The sequence below is a fragment of the Actinobacillus ureae ATCC 25976 genome (assembly GCF_000188255.1).
Taxonomy (GTDB): Bacteria; Pseudomonadota; Gammaproteobacteria; order Enterobacterales; family Pasteurellaceae; genus Actinobacillus; species Actinobacillus ureae.
In genome coordinates, this window is record NZ_GL831080.1 from 753423 (window position 1) to 776570 (window position 23148).

A 23148-nucleotide genomic window follows, 5' to 3' on the forward strand; every position below is an offset into this window, starting at 1 on the left:
AAAACGGTGGGCTAAAGCCCACCCTACGAACTACAATTTGGAATAATATATGTCTAATTATCGTCGCGATTTTACTAAAGGTGGATTATATTTTTTCACAATTGTTTTACAAGATAGAACGAAATCTTATCTAATTGACTATATCAATGAATTTAGATCTGCGTATAAACAAACTTGTGAACATTATCCATTCGAAACAGTAGCAATTTGTATTTTACCCGATCATATTCATTTACTGATGCAATTGCCTGAAAATGATGATAATTACGCAATACGTATTGCATATTTAAAAACACAATTTACACGACAACTTCCAAAAGAATGCCGACAATTTAATAAAAATAGACAAAAATATCGAGAATCCGGTATTTGGCAACGTCGATTTTGGGAACATTTAATTCGTGATGATAAAGATTTGGCAAACCATTTGGATTATATTTATTACAATCCTGTGAAACACGGCTATGTTGAGGTAGTAAAAGATTGGCCGTATTCTTCCTTCCATCGTGATGTGAAAGCAGAGATTTATCCTGAAGACTGGGGAGGCAATCCAGATTTGAAAATTAAAGGTGATATATAACAATATTGTAGGGTGGGCTTTAGCCCACCAATTAATCATAGCAAATGGTGGGCTAAAGCCCACCCTACAAAAACTAAGAAAGCAAAAGCATTAAGGAACCGCTTATGATCCAATACAAAACCATCGCCGAATCTAATAATTTTATCGTTTTAGATCAATATAATAAATTTGTGGAAGAGCCTAATGCTGGTTATCAAACGGAAGGTAGCCTTGAGCGTGAGTTTATTCGTGATTTACAGGCACAAGGCTATGAGTATTTACAAGGGCTTAATAATCACGGGGAACTGATTAAAAATTTGCGTATTCAATTACAGCGATTAAATAATGTGGTTTTCTCTGATGCGGAATGGCATCGTTTTTTAGAGGAATATTTGGATAAACCCAGTGATAATCTGATCGAGAAAACCCACAAAATTCACGATGATTATATTTATGATTTTGTGTTCGATAATGGACGCATTCAGAATATCTATTTGCTAGATAAGAAAAATCTTGCCAATAATTCTCTGCAAGTCATCAATCAATTTGAGCAAACTGGCAGCTATGATAATCGTTATGATGTGACAATTTTGGTCAATGGTTTACCCCTTGTGCATATTGAACTGAAAAAACGTGGTGTGGCAATTCGTGAAGCCTTTAATCAAATTCATCGCTACAGCAAAGAAAGTTTCAATAAAGAAAATTCTCTCTTTAAATATATTCAGATTTTTGTCATTTCTAATGGCACAGATACTCGCTATTTTGCTAATACGACTAAACGCGATAAGAATAGCTACGACTTCACAATGAATTGGGCAACGGCAAAAAATACTTTGATTAAAGATTTAAAGGATTTTACAGCGACTTTCTTGCAAAAGAATACTTTACTCAATGTGTTGGTAAATTACTGCGTATTTGATGTGAGTGATACGTTGTTAATTATGCGTCCGTATCAAATTGCCGCCACTGAGCGGATTTTATGGAAAATCAAAAGTTCATATCACGCCAAAAATTGGAGCAATAAAGAAAGTGGTGGCTATATTTGGCATACCACAGGTTCAGGCAAAACACTCACCAGTTTTAAAGCCTCTCGCCTTGCGGCTGAACTTGATTTTATTGATAAAGTCTTTTTTGTGGTCGATCGTAAAGATTTAGATTATCAAACAATGAAAGAATATCAACGTTTTTCGCCGGATAGCGTGAATGGCTCGGAAAGTACCGCAGGGCTTAAACGCAATATTGAAAAAGACGATAACAAAATTATCGTAACCACCATTCAAAAGTTGAATAATTTGATGAAATCGGAAGAGAATTTGCCGATTTATCAAAAACAAGTCGTATTTATTTTTGATGAAGCCCATCGCTCCCAATTTGGCGAAGCACAAAAAAATCTAAAACGTAAATTCAAAAAATTCTATCAATTTGGTTTTACTGGCACGCCAATTTTTTCTGAAAATGCCTTAGGTGCCGAAACCACAGCCAGTGTATTCGGTACGGAATTGCATTCTTATGTGATTACCGATGCTATTCGTGATGACAAAGTACTGAAATTCAAGGTCGATTACAACGATGTCCGCCCACAATTTAAAGCCTTAGAAACAGAAAAAGATCCTGAAAAATTGACCGCACTTGAGCAGAAACAAGCCTTTTTACACCCTGAGCGTATTAAAGAAATCTCGCAATATTTGCTTAACAATTTTAAACAAAAAACCCACCGCTTGAATGCCACAGGTAAAGGCTTTAATGCAATGTTTGCGGTAAGCAGTGTGGAAGCAGCAAAACGTTATTATGAAACCTTACAAAATTTACAAGCAGAGCAGGAACATCCGTTAAAAATTGCAACAATCTTTTCGTTTGCCGCCAATGAAGAACAAGATGCGATTGGCGATATTCCAGATGAGACCTTTGAACCCACTGCTCTAAACAGTACGGCAAAAGAATTTTTAACAAAAGCCATTGATGATTACAATCACTACTTTGGCACGAATTATGGCGTAGATAGTCAATCATTCCAAAATTACTATCGCGATCTTGCCAAACGTGTGAAAAATCAGGAAGTGGATTTACTGATTGTGGTCGGAATGTTCTTAACAGGCTTTGATGCCCCTACGTTGAATACTCTTTTCGTGGACAAAAACTTGCGTTATCACGGATTAATGCAGGCTTTTTCTCGCACCAACCGCATTTATGACACAACTAAAACCTTTGGGAATATCGTCACTTTCCGCGATTTGGAACAAAATACCATTGATGCAATCACGCTATTTGGCGATAAAAATACGAAGAATGTCGTACTAGAAAAAAGCTACGACAGCTATTTTAACGGCGATGACAATCAACGTGGCTATGCAGAAATCGTGAAAGAATTAAAAGAAAGCTTTCCTGATCCAACAGAAATCGAAACAGAGCAAGATAAAAAAGAGTTTGTAAAATTATTTGGCGAATATTTGCGTATTGAAAATATTTTGCAGAATTACGATGAATTTGCAGCATTGCAAGCCTTACAAGCGGTCGATTTAAATGATCCGATTGCAATGGAAAAATTCAAGCAAGTACATTATGTGAATGATGAACAAATTGCAGAAATGCTGAAAGTTCCCACTTTACCAGTAAGAGCGGAGCAAGATTATCGTTCAACTTATAATGATATTCGCGATTGGTTACACCAAAGAAAAGAGGGGAATGATAAGGATAATTCACCGATAAATTGGGACGATGTCGTGTTTGAAGTGGATTTATTAAAATCTCAAGAAATCAATTTGGATTATATTCTTGCGTTAATTTTCGAACATCATAAGAAAACCCAAGACAAAGAGGTGTTAATTGATGAAATCCGCCGCACAGTTCGTTCAAGTTTAGGTAACCGTGCGAAAGAGAGCTTGATTGTCGATTTTATCAACCAAACAAATTTAGATGATATTCCCGATAAAGCGACTTTAATTGACTCATTCTTCCTATTTGCTCAAGCAGAACAGCGAAAAGAAGCAGAATCCTTAATTCAAGAAGAAAATTTGAATGTCGATGCAGCAAAACGCTATATCAGCACTTCATTAAAACGGGAATATGCCAGTGAAAACGGCACAGCACTTAATGAAGTATTGCCAAAAATGAGTCCACTTAATCCACAATATCTCACTAAAAAACAGACGATTTTCCAAAAAATTGCTGCATTTGTAGAGAAATTTAAAGGAGTTGGTGGAAGTATTTAATTTAGAATTAGGATAAAAATGGCACTACTAAATTTATCCCATGCCTATTTAGGTTTTGGTGATCATCCGTTGTTGGAGCATACGGAATTACATATTGAACAAGGCGAACGAGTTTGTTTGGTTGGGCGAAACGGGGCGGGTAAGTCTACGTTGATGAAAGTCTTGGCAGGTGACGTTCAGTTGGATGACGGTAAGCTGATTTTTGAAAAAGATATTGTGGTGACACGCCTTGAGCAAGAGCCGCCTCGTCATATCCAAGATACCGTTTTTGATTATGTGGCGGAAGGCATTGCGCATCTTAGCGATTTATTAAAGCAATATCACCACATTTCGCAACAAATGCAGACCGATTATAGCGATGACCTGCTGTCAAAATTATCGCAAGTACAGACACAGCTTGAGCATAATAACGGTTGGCAGTTTGAGAATCGTATTCAAGATACTCTTAAATTATTGGAGTTAGATCCGGATAAACGGTTATGTGAATTATCAGGCGGTTGGGTTCGCCGTGCGGCATTAGCTCGTGCATTGGTAGCGGATCCGGATATTTTGTTATTAGATGAACCGACCAACCATTTGGACGTGGAAGCAATTACTTGGCTTGAGGATTTATTGCTCAATTTCAAAGGCTCGATCATCTTTATTTCACACGACCGTTCGTTTATCCGTAAGATGGCGACTCGCATTGTCGATCTTGACCGAGGTAAGCTAGTTTCTTACCCGAGCAATTATGATCTGTACTTAGAAACTAAAGCGGAAGATTTGCGTGTTGAAGCGTTACAAAATGAGCTGTTTGATAAAAAATTAGCACAAGAAGAAGTTTGGATTCGTCAAGGTATTAAAGCTCGCCGTACCCGTAATGAAGGGCGTGTGCGAGCATTAAAAGCCTTACGTGAAGAACGCCGTAATCGCAGAGAAGTGCAAGGCACTGCAAAAATCCAGATCGATCAAACCGCACGTTCAGGCAAAATCGTCTTTGAAGTAGAAAATGCAAGTTATGAAATTGAAGGCAAAACCTTGCTGAAAAATTTCACAACTACCATTCAGCGAGGCGATAAAATTGCGCTAGTCGGTCCGAATGGCTGCGGTAAAACCACCTTTATCAAATTGTTATTAGGTGAGTTGCAACCGACTTCAGGCTCAATTCGTTGTGGTACGAAACTGGAAGTGGCTTACTTCGACCAATATCGTGCCGAACTTGATCTTGAAAAAACGGTAATGGATAACGTTGCGGACGGCAAACAAGACGTAGAAGTAAACGGGGTAAAACGCCACGTGTTAGGTTATCTACAAGATTTCTTGTTCCCGCCAAAACGTGCGATGACACCGGTAAAAGCCTTATCGGGCGGTGAGCGTAATCGTTTATTACTGGCTAAATTATTGCTTAAGCCGAATAACTTGTTGATTCTGGACGAACCAACCAATGACTTAGACGTTGAAACCCTTGAGTTATTGGAAGAGTTATTGGCGGATTATCAAGGTACATTGCTGATTGTGAGCCACGACCGTCAATTTATCGACAATACCGTGACAGAATGTTATTTCTTTGAAGGTAATGGTGTATTAAATAAATATGTGGGCGGTTATTTTGAGGCGAAACAGCAACAAGAAAACTACCACGCCACGCTTGCGCAGAACCAGCCGAACAAGCGGTCAAATCCTGCAGAAACTTTGCAAAAAGTAGCAGAAAAACAACCGCTTGTAACGAAGTCGGAATCGGCGAAAAAAGTAAAACTTTCTTATAAAGAGCAAAGAGAATTAGATGAATTACCGGCAAAAATGGAAGCCTTAGAAGCGGAAATGGAAAGTTTGCAGGCAGAAGTTAATAGCGCAGACTTTTTTAATAAAGATCCAAGCTATACGCAAGCGCAATTACAAAAACTAGCGGATGCGGAAATGGCGTTAGAAGCCGCTTTTGAGCGCTGGGAAACGCTAGAAAATATTCGTAATGGTAATGTTTAGCAATGAATTTCTCGTTTAATTTTTTGATTAAACGAGAAAATCTTATAGCATTGCTTTGAGGATATTAAACAGTTTTTGTTTATCTTGAGTTGAAAAAATATCGTGGGCAGAACCAGGGTAAAGCGTAACGCCGATTTCTTGGTATTTTTGCCAATCTAAGCGATCAAATTCCACTAAATCTTCGCGATTACCGCCGGATAAAAACAGATGTAGCTGATTACGGAAGCCATGCTGTTTTTGCTGTAATAGTGCTAAGTCGGTTAGCTCGAACTGTGCAAGTTGATAACGTTCATTGAGTGCTTCTCGATAGGCGCTCATATGAATTTTATCGAAGACTTTTGTCTGTGGAGAAAATGCAAAGGTTTGATCGGCAAATAAGTAATGCCCAAATAAAATCGCGGCATAGCCTCCGGCGGATCAGCCGGTAGTAATTATTTTTGTTGGTTGTAACGCTGAAATAAGTTGCATTAAATAAGCAAGATAGTATTCAAAGTGTAGCAAATACCATGCCTGAAAATTATCTTTTACACAGATATAGTTATATTCAGGGTATTGTGCAATAAAAGAAGAAAAGGAAAAATCTAACGCTGTTTGATTCAGCTGATTTAGATTAGTTAGCTGTGGATCTTGAAGGTAATAGTTTTCAATATGCTGAAAATAGAAGCCTTGAAAAAAGATAATAAGCGGTGCGTTTTCTTGATTTTTTACCACTTTAAAAGAATGCTTAAATGAAAACTCAGGTTTTTCCGGGCGGTTTAATTGCTTATTTAATAGGTCAAGTAAAGCATATTCATCATAATGCGCTTGCTGTGTAAGTTCGGGAGAAAGTGGGATAAAAGATGATGATTGCTGGATATATTGCATATAGCGTTGATATTTTTCAGCATTTAACATAGGAAAGCCTATTTAGTTGAAATTTTTTGGATAGTATATGACAAGAATTGATAATTATGAACAACGTTTTGGCGGAATCGGACGACTTTATACGCCGGAAGGTTTAGCAAAATTACGCCAAGCGCATATTTGTGTGATTGGGATTGGCGGTGTTGGTTCGTGGGCGGTGGAAGCGCTTGCCCGTTCGGGAATCGGTAAAATTACTATGATTGATATGGACGATATTTGCGTGACCAATATCAATCGCCAGATTCATGCGATGACCGGTACGGTTGCTCAGTTAAAAACCGAAGCGATGAAAGAACGTATTGAGCGGATTAATCCCGAATGTGTGGTGGAAATTATTGATGATTTCATCACATCGGAGAATATCCCCGAATATCTGAATCGTGGCTATGATTATGTGATTGATGCAATTGATTCGGTGAAAACCAAAGCGGCACTTATAGCTTACTGTAAGCGTAATAAAATCAGAATGATTACTACTGGTGGCGCAGGCGGCCAGACTGATCCGACTCAGATTCAAATTACCGATTTAAGTAAAACGATTCAGGATCCGCTTGTGTCTAAAGTGCGTTCGTTATTGCGTAAGGAATATAACTTTAGCCAAAACCCAAAACGAAAGTTTGGTATTGATTGTGTATTCTCAACGCAACCGCTAATCTTTCCAAAAATGGGAGAGGGGTGTGAAGTATCATCAACGATGAACTGTGCAAACGGATTCGGTGCGGTGACAACGGTAACGGCAACCTTCGGTTTCTTTGCGGTAAGTCGAGTGATTGACAAGCTGTTAAAGGTTTAGCAACAAGCGGTTGAATTTTGCGAAAAATTTGCAAAAAATAGCTGAAATTTGACCGCTTGTTTTAAGCAAAAGAAAAGGGCTAACTTTTGTTAGCCCTTCATTCATTTATCAATCAATCATAATAAGGAATTTGGTGAGCTTATTTACCGTAGTAAGCTTTAGTCATTAGCTCTTCCATATCTTCTACCATTGCAAGACGTGGGTTTGCTGGAGTACATTGGTCTTCAAAGGCATTTAATGCAAGCTCACGACGTGCGGCTAAGAACTCTTGTTCATCAATACCTTGCTCACGTAAAGACATTTTCACGCCACAACGTACGGCTAAATCATGTACGGCTTTTGCATAAGATTCCACCGCTTCTTCAGGAGTTGCTGCTGGTAAACCTAAAATACGTGCAATGTCTTGGAAGCGTTTATCCGCAACATAGTTTGTGTATTTCGGCCAAGTTGCCACTTTCGTTGGACGAGTACCGTTATAACGAATTACGTGTGGTAATAAAATCGCATTGGTACGACCGTGAATCGTATGGAATTTACCACCGATTTTGTGTGCCATTGAGTGACAAATACCTAAGAATGCATTTGCAAACGCCATACCTGCCATGGTTGAAGCATTGTGCATTTTCTCACGAGCGACTTCATCAAATTCTTTCACTGATTTTTCTAAGTTTTCGAATACCAGTTTAATTGCTTGTAACGCTAAACCGTCAGTGTAGTCGTTGGCAAGAATTGAAGTATAAGCTTCTGTTGCGTGAGTTAATACGTCTAAACCTGTATCTGTCGCAACATGAGCCGGTACTGACATTACTAATGCAGGGTCAACAATTGCAACGGTTGGGGTTAATGAGTAGTCTGCTAAAGGATATTTAATATCGCCGTCAGTAATTACCGCAAACGGTGTTACTTCAGAACCTGTACCTGATGTGGTTGGAATACCGACAAATTTCGCTTTACGACCTAATTGTGGGAATTTGAACGCACGTTTACGGATATCCATAAATTTCTGCACTAGGTCACGGAAATCGACTTCCGGTTGTTCATAGAATAACCACATTACTTTTGCTGCATCTATTGGTGAACCGCCACCTAATGCAATAATAGTATCCGGTTGGAAGCTGCGCATTAGCTCTGTACCACGTTGTACGGTTTGTAAACTTGGGTTTGGTTCAACATCGGTAAATAGCTGAATCATCACTTTATTACGACGTTGACGTAACTGATCAGTAATTCTATCTACAAAGCCAAGATCTACCATTGAGCGATCGGTGACGATCATCGCTTTTTCAGCATTTTTCATTGATTTGAGATATTGGATTGAATCGCGCTCAAAGTAGATTTTTGATGGAACTTTAAACCATTGCATATTGTTTCTCCGTCTGCCCACACGTTTAATATTAATTAAGTTCACTGCACTTACGTTGTTACTTACAGAGTTTTTACCGTAAGAGCCACAACCTAATGTGAGGGACGGTAGGAATGAGTTATATACATCGCCGATACCACCGAATGTTGACGGTGAGTTCCAAATCACACGAATCGCTTTAATGCGCTCGCCGAATGTTTTAGCTAATTCGGCATTTTGTGTGTGAATTGCCGCTGAGTGACCTAAACCATGGAAATTCACCATCGCTTCAGAAAGCTCTAAACCATGTTCGGTTGAGTTTGATTTTAATAATGCAAGTACTGGTGATAATTTTTCACGAGTAAGCGGCTCGCCTTCTCCAACAAAAGCGCATTCTGCAAGTAGGATATTCGTTTTTGGTGGCACGCTGAAGCCTGCTTGTTCGGCAATCCATGCAGCCGGTTTACCTACTACCGCCGCATTTAGTTTTGCACCAGCACAGTTTTCGTCTTTTGCTTTATCCACACCGAAAATGAATTTTTCTAATAGTGCTTTTTCTTTTTTATTTACGAGATATACGCCGTAAGATTGCATTTCTTTAACGAAATCGGCATAAATTTCTTTATCGACAATTGCTGCTTGTTCAGATGCACAAATCATACCGTTGTCAAAAGATTTTGACATTACAATGTCATAAACGGCTTGTTCTAATTTTGCTGTTTTTTCAACATAAGCCGGTACGTTACCTGCCCCTACGCCTAATGCTGGTTTACCGCAAGAATATGCCGCTTCAACCATAGCGTTACCACCTGTTGCAAGAATGGTTGCAATGCCAGGGTGTTTCATTAATGCTGAAGTACCTTCCATTGACGGGGTTTCAGTCCATTGTACGCAATTTTCCGGTGCGCCGGCAGCAACTGCTGCATCACGAACAATTTGCGCTGCATGAGCTGAAGATTTTTGTGCAGAAGGGTGGAAAGCAAAAATGATTGGGTTACGAGTTTTAAGAGCGATTAACGCTTTGAAAATGGTTGTTGAGGTTGGGTTAGTTGTTGGCGTGATACCACATACAACACCGACAGGGTCAGCAATTTCGGTAATACCGGTTACATCATCTTCACTAATTACGCCGGCTGTTTTTAAATGACGCATATTATTGACGACATATTCACAGGCAAATAAGTTTTTAGTTGCTTTGTCCTCAAATACACCTCGACCTGTTTCTTCATAAGCATGCATTGCGAGTATGCCATGTTTATCCAGTGCCGCCACAGAGGCTTTCGCTACGATATAATCCACTTGTTCTTGGTTAAGCTGACGGAATTCGTCTAATGCTTTTAAACCTTTTTCAACAAGTACATTTACTTCTGCTTGAGCGTCATATGGTTGTGCATTTTTTGCATTGTTAGCCATAGTTTGGTTCCTCTAAAGTTTCAAATTTTAAGTTTTTTTAACTGATGAAATTATTGCCTAAATGTCTGTAAATTTCATTTAAAATAATAACTCTTTAGAAGTATTTTTGATTTAAATCAAAAAAAATAGCGTGAAATTTATTTATTGGAAACGAATAAAAAACACGCCGTTAACAGTGTGTTAACTTTGCACAGAAATTTTGGAATTTCGGGCAATTAATGGTAGGATAACACTACTTATATAAATAGAATAAAGTTGTGAAATTACCTATGAAAGATATTTTACGTATTGCAACACGCCAAAGCCCGTTAGCGCTATGGCAAGCTAATTTTGTGAAAAAGGAATTAGAAAAACGTTTTCCGGAACTCCAGGTTGAATTAGTCACCATGGTAACCAAAGGCGATATTATTTTAGATACGCCATTGGCTAAAATCGGTGGCAAGGGCTTGTTTGTTAAAGAATTAGAATTAGCGCTTTTAGAAAAACGTGCGGATATTGCGGTGCATTCGATGAAAGATGTGCCGATGACATTTCCGGAAGGTTTAGGTTTGGCGGTAATTTGTGAGCGAGAAGATCCGCGTGATGCATTTGTTTCAAATAAATATCAAAATTTAGACGAGTTGCCAGCCGGCGCTGTTGTAGGTACATCCAGTTTACGCCGCCAGTGTCAATTAATGGCAAAATATCCGCATTTGGAAGTGAAATCTTTGCGTGGTAATGTTGGAACGCGTTTATCTAAATTGGATAATGGTGAATATGAGGCGATTATTTTGGCATCGGCTGGATTAATTCGCTTAGGTATGCCTGAACGTATTCGTAGCTTTATTGCGGTGGAACAATCTTTACCGGCTGCCGGACAAGGGGCGGTGGGAATTGAAACACGAGTAAATGATGAGCGAGTGTTAAATTATCTTGCAAGTTTAAATCATAATCCGACCGCTTGTTGTGTTATGGCGGAGCGAGCGATGAATACCCGTTTGCAAGGTGGATGCCAAGTACCAATTGGTGGCTTTGCAACGCTAAATGGGAATGAAATTACCTTAAATGCGTTGGTTGGTGCACTTGACGGCTCAACTATTATTCGAGCTTCAGGCGTAGCTGATATAGAAGATGCTGAACAGCTTGGAATCTCTGTTGCCGAACAGCTTCTAGCACAAGGTGCAGATAAAATTCTCGCAGAAGTATATAAAGACGAATAATATGAATGTGTTAATTACTCGCCCGGATCATCGAGGGCAGGAATTAGTTGATATGTTGAATCAGCATCAAATTTTTGCGATTCATCAGCCGTTATTTACGATTGAAGCGGGGACGGAACTTCCTCAGCTTCCATCAGTTATGGCTCGTTTAAATGCCGGTGATTATGTTTTTGCTGTTTCTAAACAAGCGATTGATTTTGCTTCGGCAACTTTAGAACAGACGGGATTTCATTATCGTGCAGATTTAAATTATTTTGCCGTTGGCCAGCAGTCTGCACAATATTTTTCATCTCGTAGCGAACAGCCGGTACGTTATCCGATTGTCTCTGAAAATAGTGATGGCTTGTTATTACTAGATGAAATGCAAGATTTAAACGGTAAGAATTTATTGATATTACGGGCGGAAACGGGGCGTGATTTACTTGCGGAAACGGCGGTTTCGCGAGGTGCGGAAGTTCAATATTTGGAATGTTATCGCCGAAAATATGTCGAAGAAAATATTGTTGAAAAAATCAGCTTGTGTAAACGTGTCGGTGTCGATACGATAGTTGTGACAAGTGGTGATATTTTAACAACTTTATATGAGCAAACGGCAGAAGAAGACCGAGGATGGTTATCGGAATGTCGTTTGATTGTCGTCAGTCAGCGAATCGCAAATATGGCATATAAATTAGGGTGGGAGCAGAATAGCGTGATTCTCTCCGAAAAGGCAGACAATAACAGTTTGCTGGAAACCGTATTGAATGCGATCGAAAAATCGAACTAAGGTGGGCGTATGTCAAAAGATAAACAGGTTATTGAGCAAGTGGAAGAGAGCGTGGAAAACATCTCTTCCGCAGTAGATGAAGCGGTCGAATCAGCTAAAGAATTTGCAAAAAAATCTGAAAAATCAACCGTTTATAATACGGATAAAGAGGATGTTAAAGTGGATTCAAAAGTGGAAGAGAAAACTGTTATTGTTCAAAAATTTGGCGGAAAAGGTATTGCCTTTTTAGCTTTATTAGTTGCGATAGCTGTCGGTGGTGCCGGTCATTATATGGCGAACAAAAAATTTAATGAGGTTGAGCAACAAATTGCGCAACTCGCAGGTAAACCGGTGGAAACATTAGGTGAATTGCCTACTTTTGAAGCGGAGAAAGCTCAGCTTGCGGAATTAACCGGTAATTATCAAAAAGCACTGGAGCGAATTACTCAATTGGAGCAAGAGCAATTAACGTATAGTTCTCAAATTGAGAATCTACAAACTCAACTCCAAAAAGTAAGCGGTGTACCGCAATCAGATTCGGTTGTTTGGAAATTATCTGATGCTGATTTTCTACTTAATAACGCTTTACGTAAGTTAGTACTTGATAATGATATTGATACGACCAAAACGCTTTTACAAGAAGCGGATGCCGTATTAGCGAAAGTGGCGAATGGTCAGGTAGACAATATTCGTGCGGCAATTAAGAATGACTTATCACAGTTAGCGAATGTTAATAATGTGGACCAAAACAGCATTATGCAGCATTTGACCACGCTTGCGAATAATTTGGATGATTTACCAATGTTGGCAAATGAAGCTGTGGATGAATCTGCAATGGCAAGCGGAGAAGTGAGTGATTCTATTCAAGATTGGCAACAAAATATTGAGAAGAGTGTCGGTTCGTTCTTAGATCACTTTATTCGTGTAAGCGATCGTAATAAAGCGTATGAAAAAGCGTTTGTTGCGCCAAATCAGGAAATTTATTTACGTGAGAATATTCGCTTACGTTTACAAATTGCAATTTTAGCCGTACCTCGTCAGCAAAATGAGTTATATAAGAAATCATTAGATGCGGTGAGTACGTGGATTCGCAGTTATTTCGATACGCAAAATGAAAATGTAAAAAATTTCTTAAAAGAATTAGATGAATTAGCGGAACAATCGGTTTATGTTGATGCACCGGCACATTTGCATAGTTTAGAATTGTTGGAACAGTTATTGAACAAAGCACCGCAAGCGGTTGAAAAAATCGAAATTAAGGCGGAGAAAGAACTAACCAATCCGGCACCTGCGGAAGAGCAAAAAGCTAAAGCGGACGAAAAAGTGACGCCAGTAGAAGAAAAACCAGCTGAAAATAAGCAAGAGCAGCCTGTAGAGCAACCGACGCAACAACCTGCGGCACAATAGGAGATATTGTCTATGTTTAGAGTTCTTTTCTTAATGCTTCTGCTTTTGGTAGGGCTAATTGCCGGTCCTTATATTGCCGGTAGCCAAGGTTATGTGCGTATTGAGACGGCAAGTAAAGTAATTGAAATGAGCTTAGTGATGCTCGTTGTCTTTTTTGTCATTGTAATGGCGGTGGTCTATACGGTGGAGTGGGTAGTTAGTCGTTTCTGCCGTTTAAGCAAAGGTTCGTATAACTGGTTCTTTAATCGTAAACATAAAAAAGCTCAGCAGGAAACTCTTGAAGGCTTAATAAAAATGAGCGAAGGCGATTATTCAAAAGCTGAAAAATTATTTAGCAAGAATGCGAAACACGCTGATGAGCCGGTATTAAATTTACTTAAAGCGGCTGAAGCTGCTCAGCAACGAGGCGATGATTTCAGTGCTAATAAATATTTAATTGAAGCTGGAGAATTGGCTGGTACAAATAACGTTGCCGTTGAATTAGCTCGTGCAAAAATTCTAATGCAACAAGGTAAATTGCCGGCGGCTCGTAGTGCGATTGACAGTTTAATTGAGTTAGCGCCTCGTAATACGGAAGTGTTGCGTTTAGCGATTCAAATTTACAAAGATTCAAAAGCCTACAATGCGTTGGATACGATTTTAGAAAGCATTGGTCAGCGTAGTTTCTTATCAGCAGAAGAATATACTGCATTAGAGCATTTTGTTGATGACGGTCTGTTAGATGAGAAAATGAATGAAGAGGGACAAGACGGTTTATTGACATGGTGGGAAAATCAACCGAGTCGTCGTCGTAAATCTATCTACGTGCGTATCGGTTTGATTAAACGTTTAATTGATACGGATGATCACGATTCTGCACAAGAAATCGCGCTTGAAACACTGAAAAAATATGAAGATGAGCAGCTAGTACCACTCTTCGAACAGCTTACACGCTTGCAAGTGGCGGAAGATAGTAAACTGGTTAAAGTGCTGGTAAAAAGAGCAGATAAAGCCAACGAGCAATACGCAGATGATTATGCAAGAGCATTAGGTTATATCTATACTCGTGAAGGTCTGTTTGAAAAGGCGAAAGTCTATTTTGCTCAACTAATAGAACACCGTGAATGCGTTGCAAATGATCGAATTATGGCATTGCATGTTGCAGAACAAACGCATGATGCTGTGTTAGCGAATAAGATTCGTGAGATTAATCTAAAGCAAGTGAGTATGGATAAGAAAGCTGATACTCAGGAAGCAGCAACAGCATTAGCTGAAAAATCAGCTTAATTTATTGTATAGAACAAGCCGTTTATCGAGAGATAAGCGGCTTTTTTGTTGAAGTAAATTAGTGCTTTTTACTAAATACTTTCATTAACGGTAAAATAATGAGACAGCAAATTGAACCGATAATAATACCTACCACAAAATCAACGAGGCTCGCGAATTGTGCCGGAATACCTAAATGTTCGACAAAGTGATGAATTTCGGCAATATTATGTGAGAAAATACCGCCACCAACTAAGAACATGGCAATCGTACCGATAACTGAAAGTGATTTCATAAACCATGGCATAATCACAAGCAGAGTTTTACCGATAGATTGAGATAAACCGCTTTTCTTCTGTATTAACCATAAACCGATATCATCCAGTTTTACGATTAATCCAACCAAACCGTATACAAAAACAGTGATCCCGATTCCGATACTTGAAAGAGAAAGAATTTTGATCATCGTTGATGATTCTTGTAACACGCCTAATGCGATGATAATAATTTCTGCCGATAAGATAAAATCGGTACGCACCGCACCTTTAATTTTGTCCTGTTCTGAAATTTGTTCTTCTTCAGAAGCAGTATGATGTTCATCTTTTTTATGCAGGAATTTATGTAATAGCTTCTCTACACCTTCAAAACATAAGTATGCACCGCCAATCATCAATAGTGGAAGAATTGCCTGTGGTAAATAGATAGAAAGAAGTAGTGCAAGCGGAATCAAAATGATTTTATTAATTAATGAGCCTTTTGCCACGCTCCAAACAATCGGTAATTCTCGATCCGGGCTAATATTTTTTCCGCTTACTTGATTTGCGTTCAGCGCTAAATCGTCACCGATTACGCCAGCAGTTTTCTTTGCCGCAACCTTGGTCATCACTGATACGTCATCAAGAACCGCAGCAATATCATCTAATAGTGTAAATAATGAGCTAAATGCCATTGAGATACTTTCCTTAAAAATAAAAGTTATATAAAAAAACCGAGCTAAATAGCTCGGCTCTTCTGATTTCAATTCGAAATTAGCGACGTAAACCTAAACGTGCGATAGTTTCTGAATATTTAGCAAGATCAGTACGTTTTAAGTAGTCTAATAATTTACGACGACGTGAAACCATACGTAATAAACCGCGACGACCGTGGTGATCTTTTTTGTGCGCAGCAAAGTGTGCTTGTAAGTGGTTGATTTGAGCTGTTAATAATGCGATTTGAACTTCTGATGAACCAGTGTCTTTTGCATCACGACCAAATTCAGCAACGATTTTTGCTTTTGCTTCTACGCTTAGAGACATTTTAATATCCTTTTTTGTTAAGGGTTGATAATACATCCTTCGCCGATCTCTAACTCAGCGAGGACAGGAAGCCCGAATTCTAAAGATAAAGCGGTCAAATTTCAACTAAAATTTACAAAATTAATGCGAAGAATGACCGCTTGGTTGTAAATATTCCTCTCTGTTCGGATCAACCGTTTTAGATTTGCGAATTATCGGTTCCACGGTTGAGCCTTGCACTAAAATTGAAAACATCACCACCGCATAGGTCATAACCAGAATTAAATCTTTCACATCTACCTCGCCGGCAAATGCCACTTTACTTGGAATTGCTAGCGCCATTGCTAGCGCAAGCCCACCGCGTAAACCACCCCATGTCATAATTTTTAAAGTATAAGGGTTGTAAGTACGGAATTGCTGCATCGCTTTGAACGGAATCCATAAACTGAGATAACGAGCAGCTAAGCAAACCGGAATGGCAACAATCATTAAGATAACGCCGTGAATATTAAAATCGACTAATAACAAGGCAAAGCCGATCAAAAAGAACAGCAATGAGTTAAGGAAATGGTCGATCATTTCCCAGAAGTGGTCAAGATAACGTTGGCTTTGTTCTGAAAAGCCGGAACGACGAGTCCAGTTACCAATCATAATGCCGGAAACAACCATCGCTAATGCGCCTGATACGTGCAAAATATTACTTGCGAACATAAAACCGGCGGTAGGAATTGTGAGAGTGATGAGCATCTCCATTGAACCGTCATCGGTAGAGGATATTAAGATATGTGCAATAAAACCAAGCACGAAACCGAATAAAATCCCACCGATAGCTTCGTGCATAAATAATCCTATAATACCTGAGAAAGTTGCTTCTTGTCCGCCGAAAGCAACTGAGAATACAGTCACGAAAATAACCAAACCAACGCCATCATTAAATAATGATTCGCCTTCAACTTGCATAGATAAGCGCTTTGGTGCGCGTAAATTTTTGATAATTGATAATACGGCAATCGGGTCAGTTGGCGAAATAAGGGAGCCGAAGACAATGCAATAAATAAAATCAATCGGTAAATCGATCAGATGAGCGACACCCCAAATTAAACTGGCGATAAAGAAGATTGAAGCGAGGGTAGAAAATAAGGCGAAAGTAGTAATTTCCCATTTTTGATCTTTTAAAATCGGCAGTTTTACCCCAAGTGATCCGGCAAAAAGCAAGAAACCAAGAATACCGTTAAGTAAAAAGCTTTTGAAATCGATTTGTTCCATCACTTCTTTAGCGATAGTGTCGATATTAAACCAGCCTAAAGAGCCTAAAACCCAAACGAGTAATGAGCAAACCATAGCTGCGGCTGTAATAGCAATGGTTGATTGTACTTTTGCGCTAATTTTACTTGTAATGAATCCGAGCAAAATAGACAGCGCCGAGAGGAAGCAAATATATGCGTAGATGCCCATAGGTAATCCTGTCGATGTGAATAAAAGAAATGAGAAAGCCAAAATGAGGCTGACGAAAGTGTGAAATTAAAACAATTTTCCGTATTAATGTAAAGGGAAAAGGCGAGGGCTGCAAGCGGTCTGATTTGTGCGTAAATTTACCAATGAATTTGTAAAAAAGTGACGAATTTCAGATTTGAGAATTGCTCACTTTACAGTATAATTGACACAATTTTTTGCATTAAACTTAATAATTAGGAATCTATCAATGATCGAAAAAATGCATGAACGGACAAATGGTCCCGTCTTTAAAATCATTTTTGCGTTAGTCTCTTTATCTTTCGTTATTACCGGAATTGGTACCGGCTTAGCGGGCGTAGATACTTCAGCCGCTAAAGTAAACGGTACAGCTATTGAGCAACAAGCATTCAATGCGGCCAAAAGTCGTCAACAAAATATTTTAAATACGCAAATGGGCGAGCGTTTTTGGGATTTATTAGATACGCCGGAATATGCGGCTCAATTCAATCAATCTATTTTAAATGGCTTAATTGATGATGAGCTTCTGCGCCAATATGCTCAGAACCTAAAACTAGGTATCAGTGCGGAACAAATCAAATCAGAAATTGTACATAGCCCGACATTCCAACAAGATGGAAAATTCAATAATCAATTATATCAACAAGCATTACGTAATAACGGTTTAAGTGCTGACGGTTATGCAGCGATTGTAAATGAAGCAATGTTATTTTCTCAAATTCAAGAAGGGATTGTTGGTAGCCATTTTTCCGTACCAGCAGAACAAGAATTATTAGCTAAATTATTACTGCAAAAACGCCAGGTTCGTTTAGCAAATTATTCAGTTGCAGCTGAAGCGCAAAATCAGACCGCTTCAGGTGAAGAATTACAGGCTTATTATGATGCGCATAAAAACGCATTTGTTGAGCCAGAAAAACTGGCTATTGAGTATGTGACTTTAACACCGGAAAATGTGGCAAAAAATGTTCAAGTTACAGATGAACAAATTGCGACATATTATGAAAAAAATAAAGCGGATTATGTTACCCAAGGTGAAACGCATATCGCCCACATTCAAGTAGCAAATGAAGCGGATGCTAAAGCACTTGAGCAGCAGCTTGCCGGCGGTGCGGATTTTTCTGCATTAGCTAAAGCAAAATCAACCGATAAATTATCAGCGGCTCAAGGTGGTGATTTAGGTTGGGCGAAAGTGGGAACTTTCCCGAAAGCGTTTGAAGATGCGGCAAATGGCTTACAAGTCGGCGCGGTTAGCCAAGCGGTAAATGTTGACGGCGCTTATCATATTATTAAAGTGTTAGCACGTAAAAATGAACAAGCAATTCCTCTTGAGCAAGTAAAAGATAATATTGCCAAAACGATTCGCAATGAATTGTTATTAACCGAATATTCAAATCTCGCTCGTGAAATGGCAAATAAAGCGTTTGAAAATAACGGTTCATTAGAAAGCGTTGCACAAGCTGGCGGTGTAGCGATTCAAAAAACGGCACAATTTACCCAACAAAACGTACCGGCTGAATTAAATAATGAGAAGGTATTAAAAGCATTATTTAGTGGTGAATTACGTCAAAGCGGTCAAAACTCAGACGCTTTAGATATCGGTGATGAACATAATCCGAAGACAATGTTTGTACGTGTAAGCGATTATCAAGCTGATCGTGTAAAAACATTAGACGAAGCAAAAGCGGATGTTGAAGTTGCAGTGAAACAGCAAAAAGCTGAGCAAGCGTTAATTGCTAAAGCGCAAGAAATAATTAAATTGTTGGAAAGCGGTCAAGCGGCAGATGTTCAGTTTGGTGCAGCGCAAACATTAGTTTATGCACAAGCGCAAGGACAACAGCCGGTATTAGCGCAAACCGTATTTTCTATGACAAAACCGACTGATAAAGCAACTTATAGTGTCGCTCGTGATGAGCAAGGTAATGTCGTGATTGTTGCTTTAGATAAAGTGATGGATGGAAGCTCGGAAGAATTTAAACCGCTTGCAGCGCAATTTAACCAAGCGGATCAATTATTATTACGTAATGATTTATTAAAAGATTTACGTGCAAAAGCTTCTATTGAAGTGAATGAAGATTTTATGGAACAACTAGGATCGAGTTCACATTAATTTAAATTAGCTATTGTTATAAACGCCTAGAACATTGAGTTTTAGGCGTTTTTATTTTGTCACAGGATCATATCCCCGATATAATGTTAATTTAGCTGTTATATAAAAGTAGGTTTGTGTGGAACTAGTTATTAATCTTGCCATTTATCTTCAATTTTTTATCGGTTTATTTGCGATTGTGAACCCATTTGGTTCATTACCGATTTTCTTTAGTATGACAAGCCATCAATACGAGGCTGAACGTAATCACACAAGCTTAGTGACCGCCGTTTCTATTGGCATCATTTTATTAGTCAGCCTATTTTTTGGAAAACTGATTTTAGATGCTTTCAGTATCTCGCTTGATTCTTTCCGTGTTGCGGGCGGTTTCTTGATTGTGAGTATCGCTATGACGATGATTAGCGGTAAATTAGGTGAACATAAACAAAATAAAGAAGAGAAAAATGCCGATGTAAGCGAATACGAAAATATTGCAGTTGTTCCGTTGGCTATGCCGATTATGGCAGGACCGGGCGCTATCGGTTCGACGATCGTATGGGGAACTCGTTATAATCATTGGGTTGATTATGTCGGTTTTAGTCTCGCAATCGGCGCATTTGCGGCGGTATGTTATGTTTTATTCCGTTTTTCTGCGCCATTGGTTAAAAAGCTAGGAAAAACGGGTTCTAATGTTGTTACTCGTATTATGGGATTGATCTTGATGGCATTGGGTATTGAAATTATTGTGGCAGGTTTAAGTAATCTATTTCCGGGTTTAACATCTATTCATTAATAGGATTATGCAGATGCTTTTTCTTAAACAAGCGCTCAAATTTGGGCGATTTTTTGCAATTTGTGTGGTAAGTGCAGGCTTACTATTCGCTTGCGATCAGCAAAATTTGCAAACACAAGCGGCAAAAGCAACTTCAACAGCATCTTCTCTTCAGGATAGAAATATATTAAAGCGTGCTGTATATGCGGAACGCTTACGTGTTGATGCGCATTTTATCCGAACGGCGGATGAGGCGGCTTTTGCCCGGGATATTTTCGCTGGTTTGGTTGAGTTTAATGAGAAAGGTCAAATTGTGCCGGCTCTCGCTAAGAATTGGTTTAGTGAAAATAATAAAGATTGGCTGTTTATTCTTGATGACAGTGCTAAATGGTCAAACGGAGAAAGCGTGACGGCAGACGATTTTGTGGCTAGCTGGCAGCGTTTGGCTGAACCTCAAAATGTTTCTCCTCTTGCACCTTATCTAGTCTATATGGGCATAGAAAATGCTAAAGAAATTGCCGAAGGGAAAAAGCCGGTTAGTGAATTAGGCGTAAAAGCGTTAAATCCGCACAGCTTACAGATTAAGTTGACTAAGCCAAATGCGCAATTAGTAAAAATGTTAGGCCATTCCGCGTTACTGCCAAGCTTTAAAGGAGAGATGCCGAAGCTCAGTAGCTTGGTAACGAGCGGTGCTTATCGTATTGCGGAAATCAGCGATAGATCTGCGAAATTACAAGCGGTTAAAAACGGCTTGGATTTTGCAAAAGTGGAGTACTATGCGATCAGCGATTTGCAAGCGATCAAGCAATTTGATGTGATTGAAAACCCATTACAAAGCCAACAACATAATATCTGGGAATTCCCTCGCTTATGTACTTATTACTACGAATTTAATTTTGCTGATCCGCAATTGAAGAAAAAAGAAGTTCGCCAAGCTCTGAAGGCTATTGTGCTTTCTGCTCGTATTCCACATTTATATGGCGTGGCTAATTTCTCGGTGTTACCACGCAATATGCAGGCGGCTATTTCTCGTCAATGGGCGCCGGTGGTTGTTGAGCCATTATTAGCTCAGGCGGGAATTAACGTACAGAATCCGCTGAAATTAACCTTATTGTATGATGATCACGGCAGGCATAGTGCGATTGCCAATCAAATGGTACGTACTTTAGGAGAGTCGGATCTACTACAAATTCAGCCGCAAGGGGTAAGTTGGGAGCAGTTTTTAGCATTAAGAGAGCAAAAATCGTTCCAATTAAGCCGAGCGGGTTGGTGTGCGGAGTATGCGGATCCACTACCATTTTTATTACATTTCCATTCGCAAAGCCCGGATAATAAGAGTAATTATGCGAATGAAATGGTCGATAAACAATTAGAGCATCTGCAAAATGAAAAATTATCGGAAGAGCAACGCCAACAACTCATTCATAGCATTGTGCAACAATTAGAGCAGGATGTGGCAATTTTGCCTATGTTCCAATATCATCGCAAAGTTGCGTTAGACTCCACCATTTTAGGTATTGATCTACATAACGATAGCGAAGTAATTTATAGTAAACATTTATATCGAATGAAGCCCAAGGATTAATCGATGAATCAACTTAACGAACAGCAATTAAGTGAAATTAAATTTATCTTACAAAATTTCACTCACCCTACATTGCAAAAAGACTTAATCACACTGAATGCGTTTAAAAAAGCGGAATTAGACGCAGGCATTTTGCGTTTGGAATTTACCATGCCGTTTGCTTGGAATAGCGGTTTTGAAGCATTGAAAGCGGACACGGAAGCAAAACTCAAACAAGTTACCGGCGCAAACGAGGTAAAATGGATCTTAAATTACCAAATTGCAACCTTAAAACGAGCTAATAACCATCCGGCAGTAAACGGTGTAAAAAATATTATTGCGGTTACTTCAGGCAAAGGCGGTGTAGGTAAATCGACTACCTCGGTAAATCTTGCATTGGCATTAAAAGCGCAAGGCGCAAAAGTGGGCATTTTAGATGCGGATATTTACGGTCCGTCAATTCCGCATATGTTAGGCGCTCAGGATCAACGTCCTACTTCTCCGGACAACAAACACATTACCCCGATTGAAGTTTACGGTATTCAATCAAACTCAATCGGTTATTTAATGGCAGAAGATAATGCAACCATTTGGCGTGGACCAATGGCAAGTTCTGCATTAAGCCAATTATTAAATGAGACGTGGTGGACGGAACTAGATTACCTTGTGATTGATATGCCGCCGGGTACCGGTGATATTCAGCTTACCCTTTCGCAACAAATCCCGGTAACCGGTGCGGTGGTAGTTACAACGCCGCAGGATATTGCGTTATTAGATGCAATTAAAGGCATTTCAATGTTCCAAAAAGTGTCGGTGCCAGTATTAGGTGTCATTGAAAATATGAGCGTACATATCTGCCAAAATTGCGGTCATCACGAAGATATTTTTGGTACCGGTGGTGCGGATAAAGTGGCGAAAAAATATGGCACGCAAGTATTAGGTCAAATGCCGTTGCATATTCGTTTACGTCAGGACTTGGATGTTGGCACACCGACCGTTGTTGCGGCACCAGAACACGAAACCAGCCAAGCCTATATCGAATTAGCGGCAAAAGTCGCTTCAGAATTATACTGGCAAGGTTCGGTTATTCCGTCTGAAATTATGATTCGTGAAGTGAAATAAGCCTGTTCACTAACAACCACATAAAATAAAAAAGCGTAGAATTTGCAGAAAAATTTGCAAATTCTACCGCTTTTTTA

General features: G+C 39.2%; 18 protein-coding genes. 12 read left to right on the forward strand and 6 right to left on the reverse strand.

The annotated features are described in order from the left end of the window. Window positions 1-49: 49 nt before the first annotated feature. The 3 genes from HMPREF0027_RS03740 (at window position 50) to HMPREF0027_RS03750 (ending at window position 5730) form a co-directional block, all read left to right on the forward strand. Complete coding sequence (locus HMPREF0027_RS03740) at window positions 50-580, forward strand: REP-associated tyrosine transposase (protein ID WP_005622369.1); 531 nt, start codon at window positions 50-52, stop codon at window positions 578-580. Between the two features lie 104 nt (window positions 581-684). Next, entirely contained in the window at window positions 685-3768 is a 3084-nt protein-coding gene (locus HMPREF0027_RS03745) for a type I restriction endonuclease subunit R (RefSeq protein ID WP_005622370.1), read from the forward strand. Window positions 3769-3786: 18 nt separating this feature from the next. Beyond that, complete coding sequence (locus tag HMPREF0027_RS03750; RefSeq protein WP_005622371.1) at window positions 3787-5730, forward strand: ABC transporter ATP-binding protein; 1944 nt, start codon at window positions 3787-3789, stop codon at window positions 5728-5730. Window positions 5731-5772: 42 nt separating this feature from the next. Here HMPREF0027_RS03750 and HMPREF0027_RS12450 read toward each other — a convergent pair whose 3' ends face one another. Further along, the gene (locus HMPREF0027_RS12450) at window positions 5773-6048 is read right to left on the reverse strand and encodes a hypothetical protein (RefSeq protein WP_005622373.1); all 276 of its coding nucleotides are present in this window, start codon (window positions 6046-6048) and stop codon (window positions 5773-5775) included. Window positions 6049-6147: 99 nt separating this feature from the next. Next, window positions 6148-6624: a hypothetical protein gene (locus tag HMPREF0027_RS12455; protein WP_005622376.1), complete on the reverse strand. Its 477-nt coding sequence runs from the start codon at window positions 6622-6624 to the stop codon at window positions 6148-6150. 37 nt (window positions 6625-6661) lie between these two features. On the opposite strand from HMPREF0027_RS12455, the gene tcdA reads away from it, so the two are divergent. Next, window positions 6662-7426 (forward strand): tRNA cyclic N6-threonylcarbamoyladenosine(37) synthase TcdA, encoded by a 765-nt coding sequence (tcdA, locus tag HMPREF0027_RS03760; RefSeq protein WP_005622377.1) that lies wholly within the window; start codon window positions 6662-6664, stop codon window positions 7424-7426. A 139-nt stretch (window positions 7427-7565) separates the two neighbouring features. Here tcdA and adhE read toward each other — a convergent pair whose 3' ends face one another. After that, entirely contained in the window at window positions 7566-10181 is a 2616-nt protein-coding gene (adhE, locus tag HMPREF0027_RS03765) for a bifunctional acetaldehyde-CoA/alcohol dehydrogenase (protein WP_005622378.1), read from the reverse strand. A 269-nt stretch (window positions 10182-10450) separates the two neighbouring features. On the opposite strand from adhE, the gene hemC reads away from it, so the two are divergent. Genes hemC through HMPREF0027_RS03785 form a run of 4 tightly spaced genes read left to right on the forward strand, consistent with a single transcriptional unit; the run spans window position 10451 to window position 14798 of the window. Continuing rightward, entirely contained in the window at window positions 10451-11380 is a 930-nt protein-coding gene (gene hemC / locus HMPREF0027_RS03770) for a hydroxymethylbilane synthase (RefSeq protein WP_005622379.1), read from the forward strand. Between the two features lies 1 nt (window position 11381). Beyond that, window positions 11382-12146 carry a uroporphyrinogen-III synthase gene (locus HMPREF0027_RS03775; RefSeq protein ID WP_005622380.1) on the forward strand — a complete coding sequence of 255 codons (765 nt, stop codon included), beginning with the start codon at window positions 11382-11384 and terminating at the stop codon, window positions 12144-12146. 9 nt (window positions 12147-12155) lie between these two features. Next, entirely contained in the window at window positions 12156-13532 is a 1377-nt protein-coding gene (locus HMPREF0027_RS03780) for a uroporphyrinogen-III C-methyltransferase (RefSeq protein WP_005622381.1), read from the forward strand. 12 nt (window positions 13533-13544) lie between these two features. Beyond that, window positions 13545-14798: a heme biosynthesis protein HemY gene (locus HMPREF0027_RS03785; RefSeq protein ID WP_005622383.1), complete on the forward strand. Its 1254-nt coding sequence runs from the start codon at window positions 13545-13547 to the stop codon at window positions 14796-14798. 58 nt (window positions 14799-14856) lie between these two features. Here the strand turns inward: HMPREF0027_RS03785 and HMPREF0027_RS03790 are convergent, their stop codons facing one another. The 3 genes from HMPREF0027_RS03790 to HMPREF0027_RS03800 all read right to left on the reverse strand — a co-directional run bounded on the left by HMPREF0027_RS03790 (window position 14857) and on the right by HMPREF0027_RS03800 (window position 17551). After that, window positions 14857-15726, reverse strand: coding sequence for a DUF808 domain-containing protein (locus tag HMPREF0027_RS03790; protein WP_005622385.1), 870 nt, complete (start codon window positions 15724-15726; stop codon window positions 14857-14859). Between the two features lie 79 nt (window positions 15727-15805). After that, window positions 15806-16075, reverse strand: coding sequence for a 30S ribosomal protein S15 (rpsO, locus tag HMPREF0027_RS03795; RefSeq protein WP_014991115.1), 270 nt, complete (start codon window positions 16073-16075; stop codon window positions 15806-15808). Between the two features lie 120 nt (window positions 16076-16195). Next, a complete protein-coding gene (locus HMPREF0027_RS03800) occupies window positions 16196-17551 on the reverse strand; it encodes a cation:proton antiporter (RefSeq protein WP_258866785.1) in 1356 nt (451 codons plus the stop codon). 205 nt (window positions 17552-17756) lie between these two features. Between HMPREF0027_RS03800 and HMPREF0027_RS03805 the strand changes: the two genes are divergently transcribed. The 4 genes from HMPREF0027_RS03805 to apbC all read left to right on the forward strand — a co-directional run bounded on the left by HMPREF0027_RS03805 (window position 17757) and on the right by apbC (window position 23071). After that, window positions 17757-19634 carry a SurA N-terminal domain-containing protein gene (locus HMPREF0027_RS03805; RefSeq protein WP_005622390.1) on the forward strand — a complete coding sequence of 626 codons (1878 nt, stop codon included), beginning with the start codon at window positions 17757-17759 and terminating at the stop codon, window positions 19632-19634. 118 nt (window positions 19635-19752) lie between these two features. After that, window positions 19753-20406: a YchE family NAAT transporter gene (locus tag HMPREF0027_RS03810; RefSeq protein ID WP_005622391.1), complete on the forward strand. Its 654-nt coding sequence runs from the start codon at window positions 19753-19755 to the stop codon at window positions 20404-20406. 13 nt (window positions 20407-20419) lie between these two features. After that, window positions 20420-21970, forward strand: a complete 1551-nt coding sequence (locus HMPREF0027_RS03815) for a peptide ABC transporter substrate-binding protein (RefSeq protein ID WP_052301762.1) — start codon at window positions 20420-20422, stop codon at window positions 21968-21970. A gap of 3 nt (window positions 21971-21973) precedes the next feature. After that, window positions 21974-23071: an iron-sulfur cluster carrier protein ApbC gene (gene apbC, locus HMPREF0027_RS03820; RefSeq protein ID WP_005622394.1), complete on the forward strand. Its 1098-nt coding sequence runs from the start codon at window positions 21974-21976 to the stop codon at window positions 23069-23071. Window positions 23072-23148 lie beyond the last annotated feature (77 nt).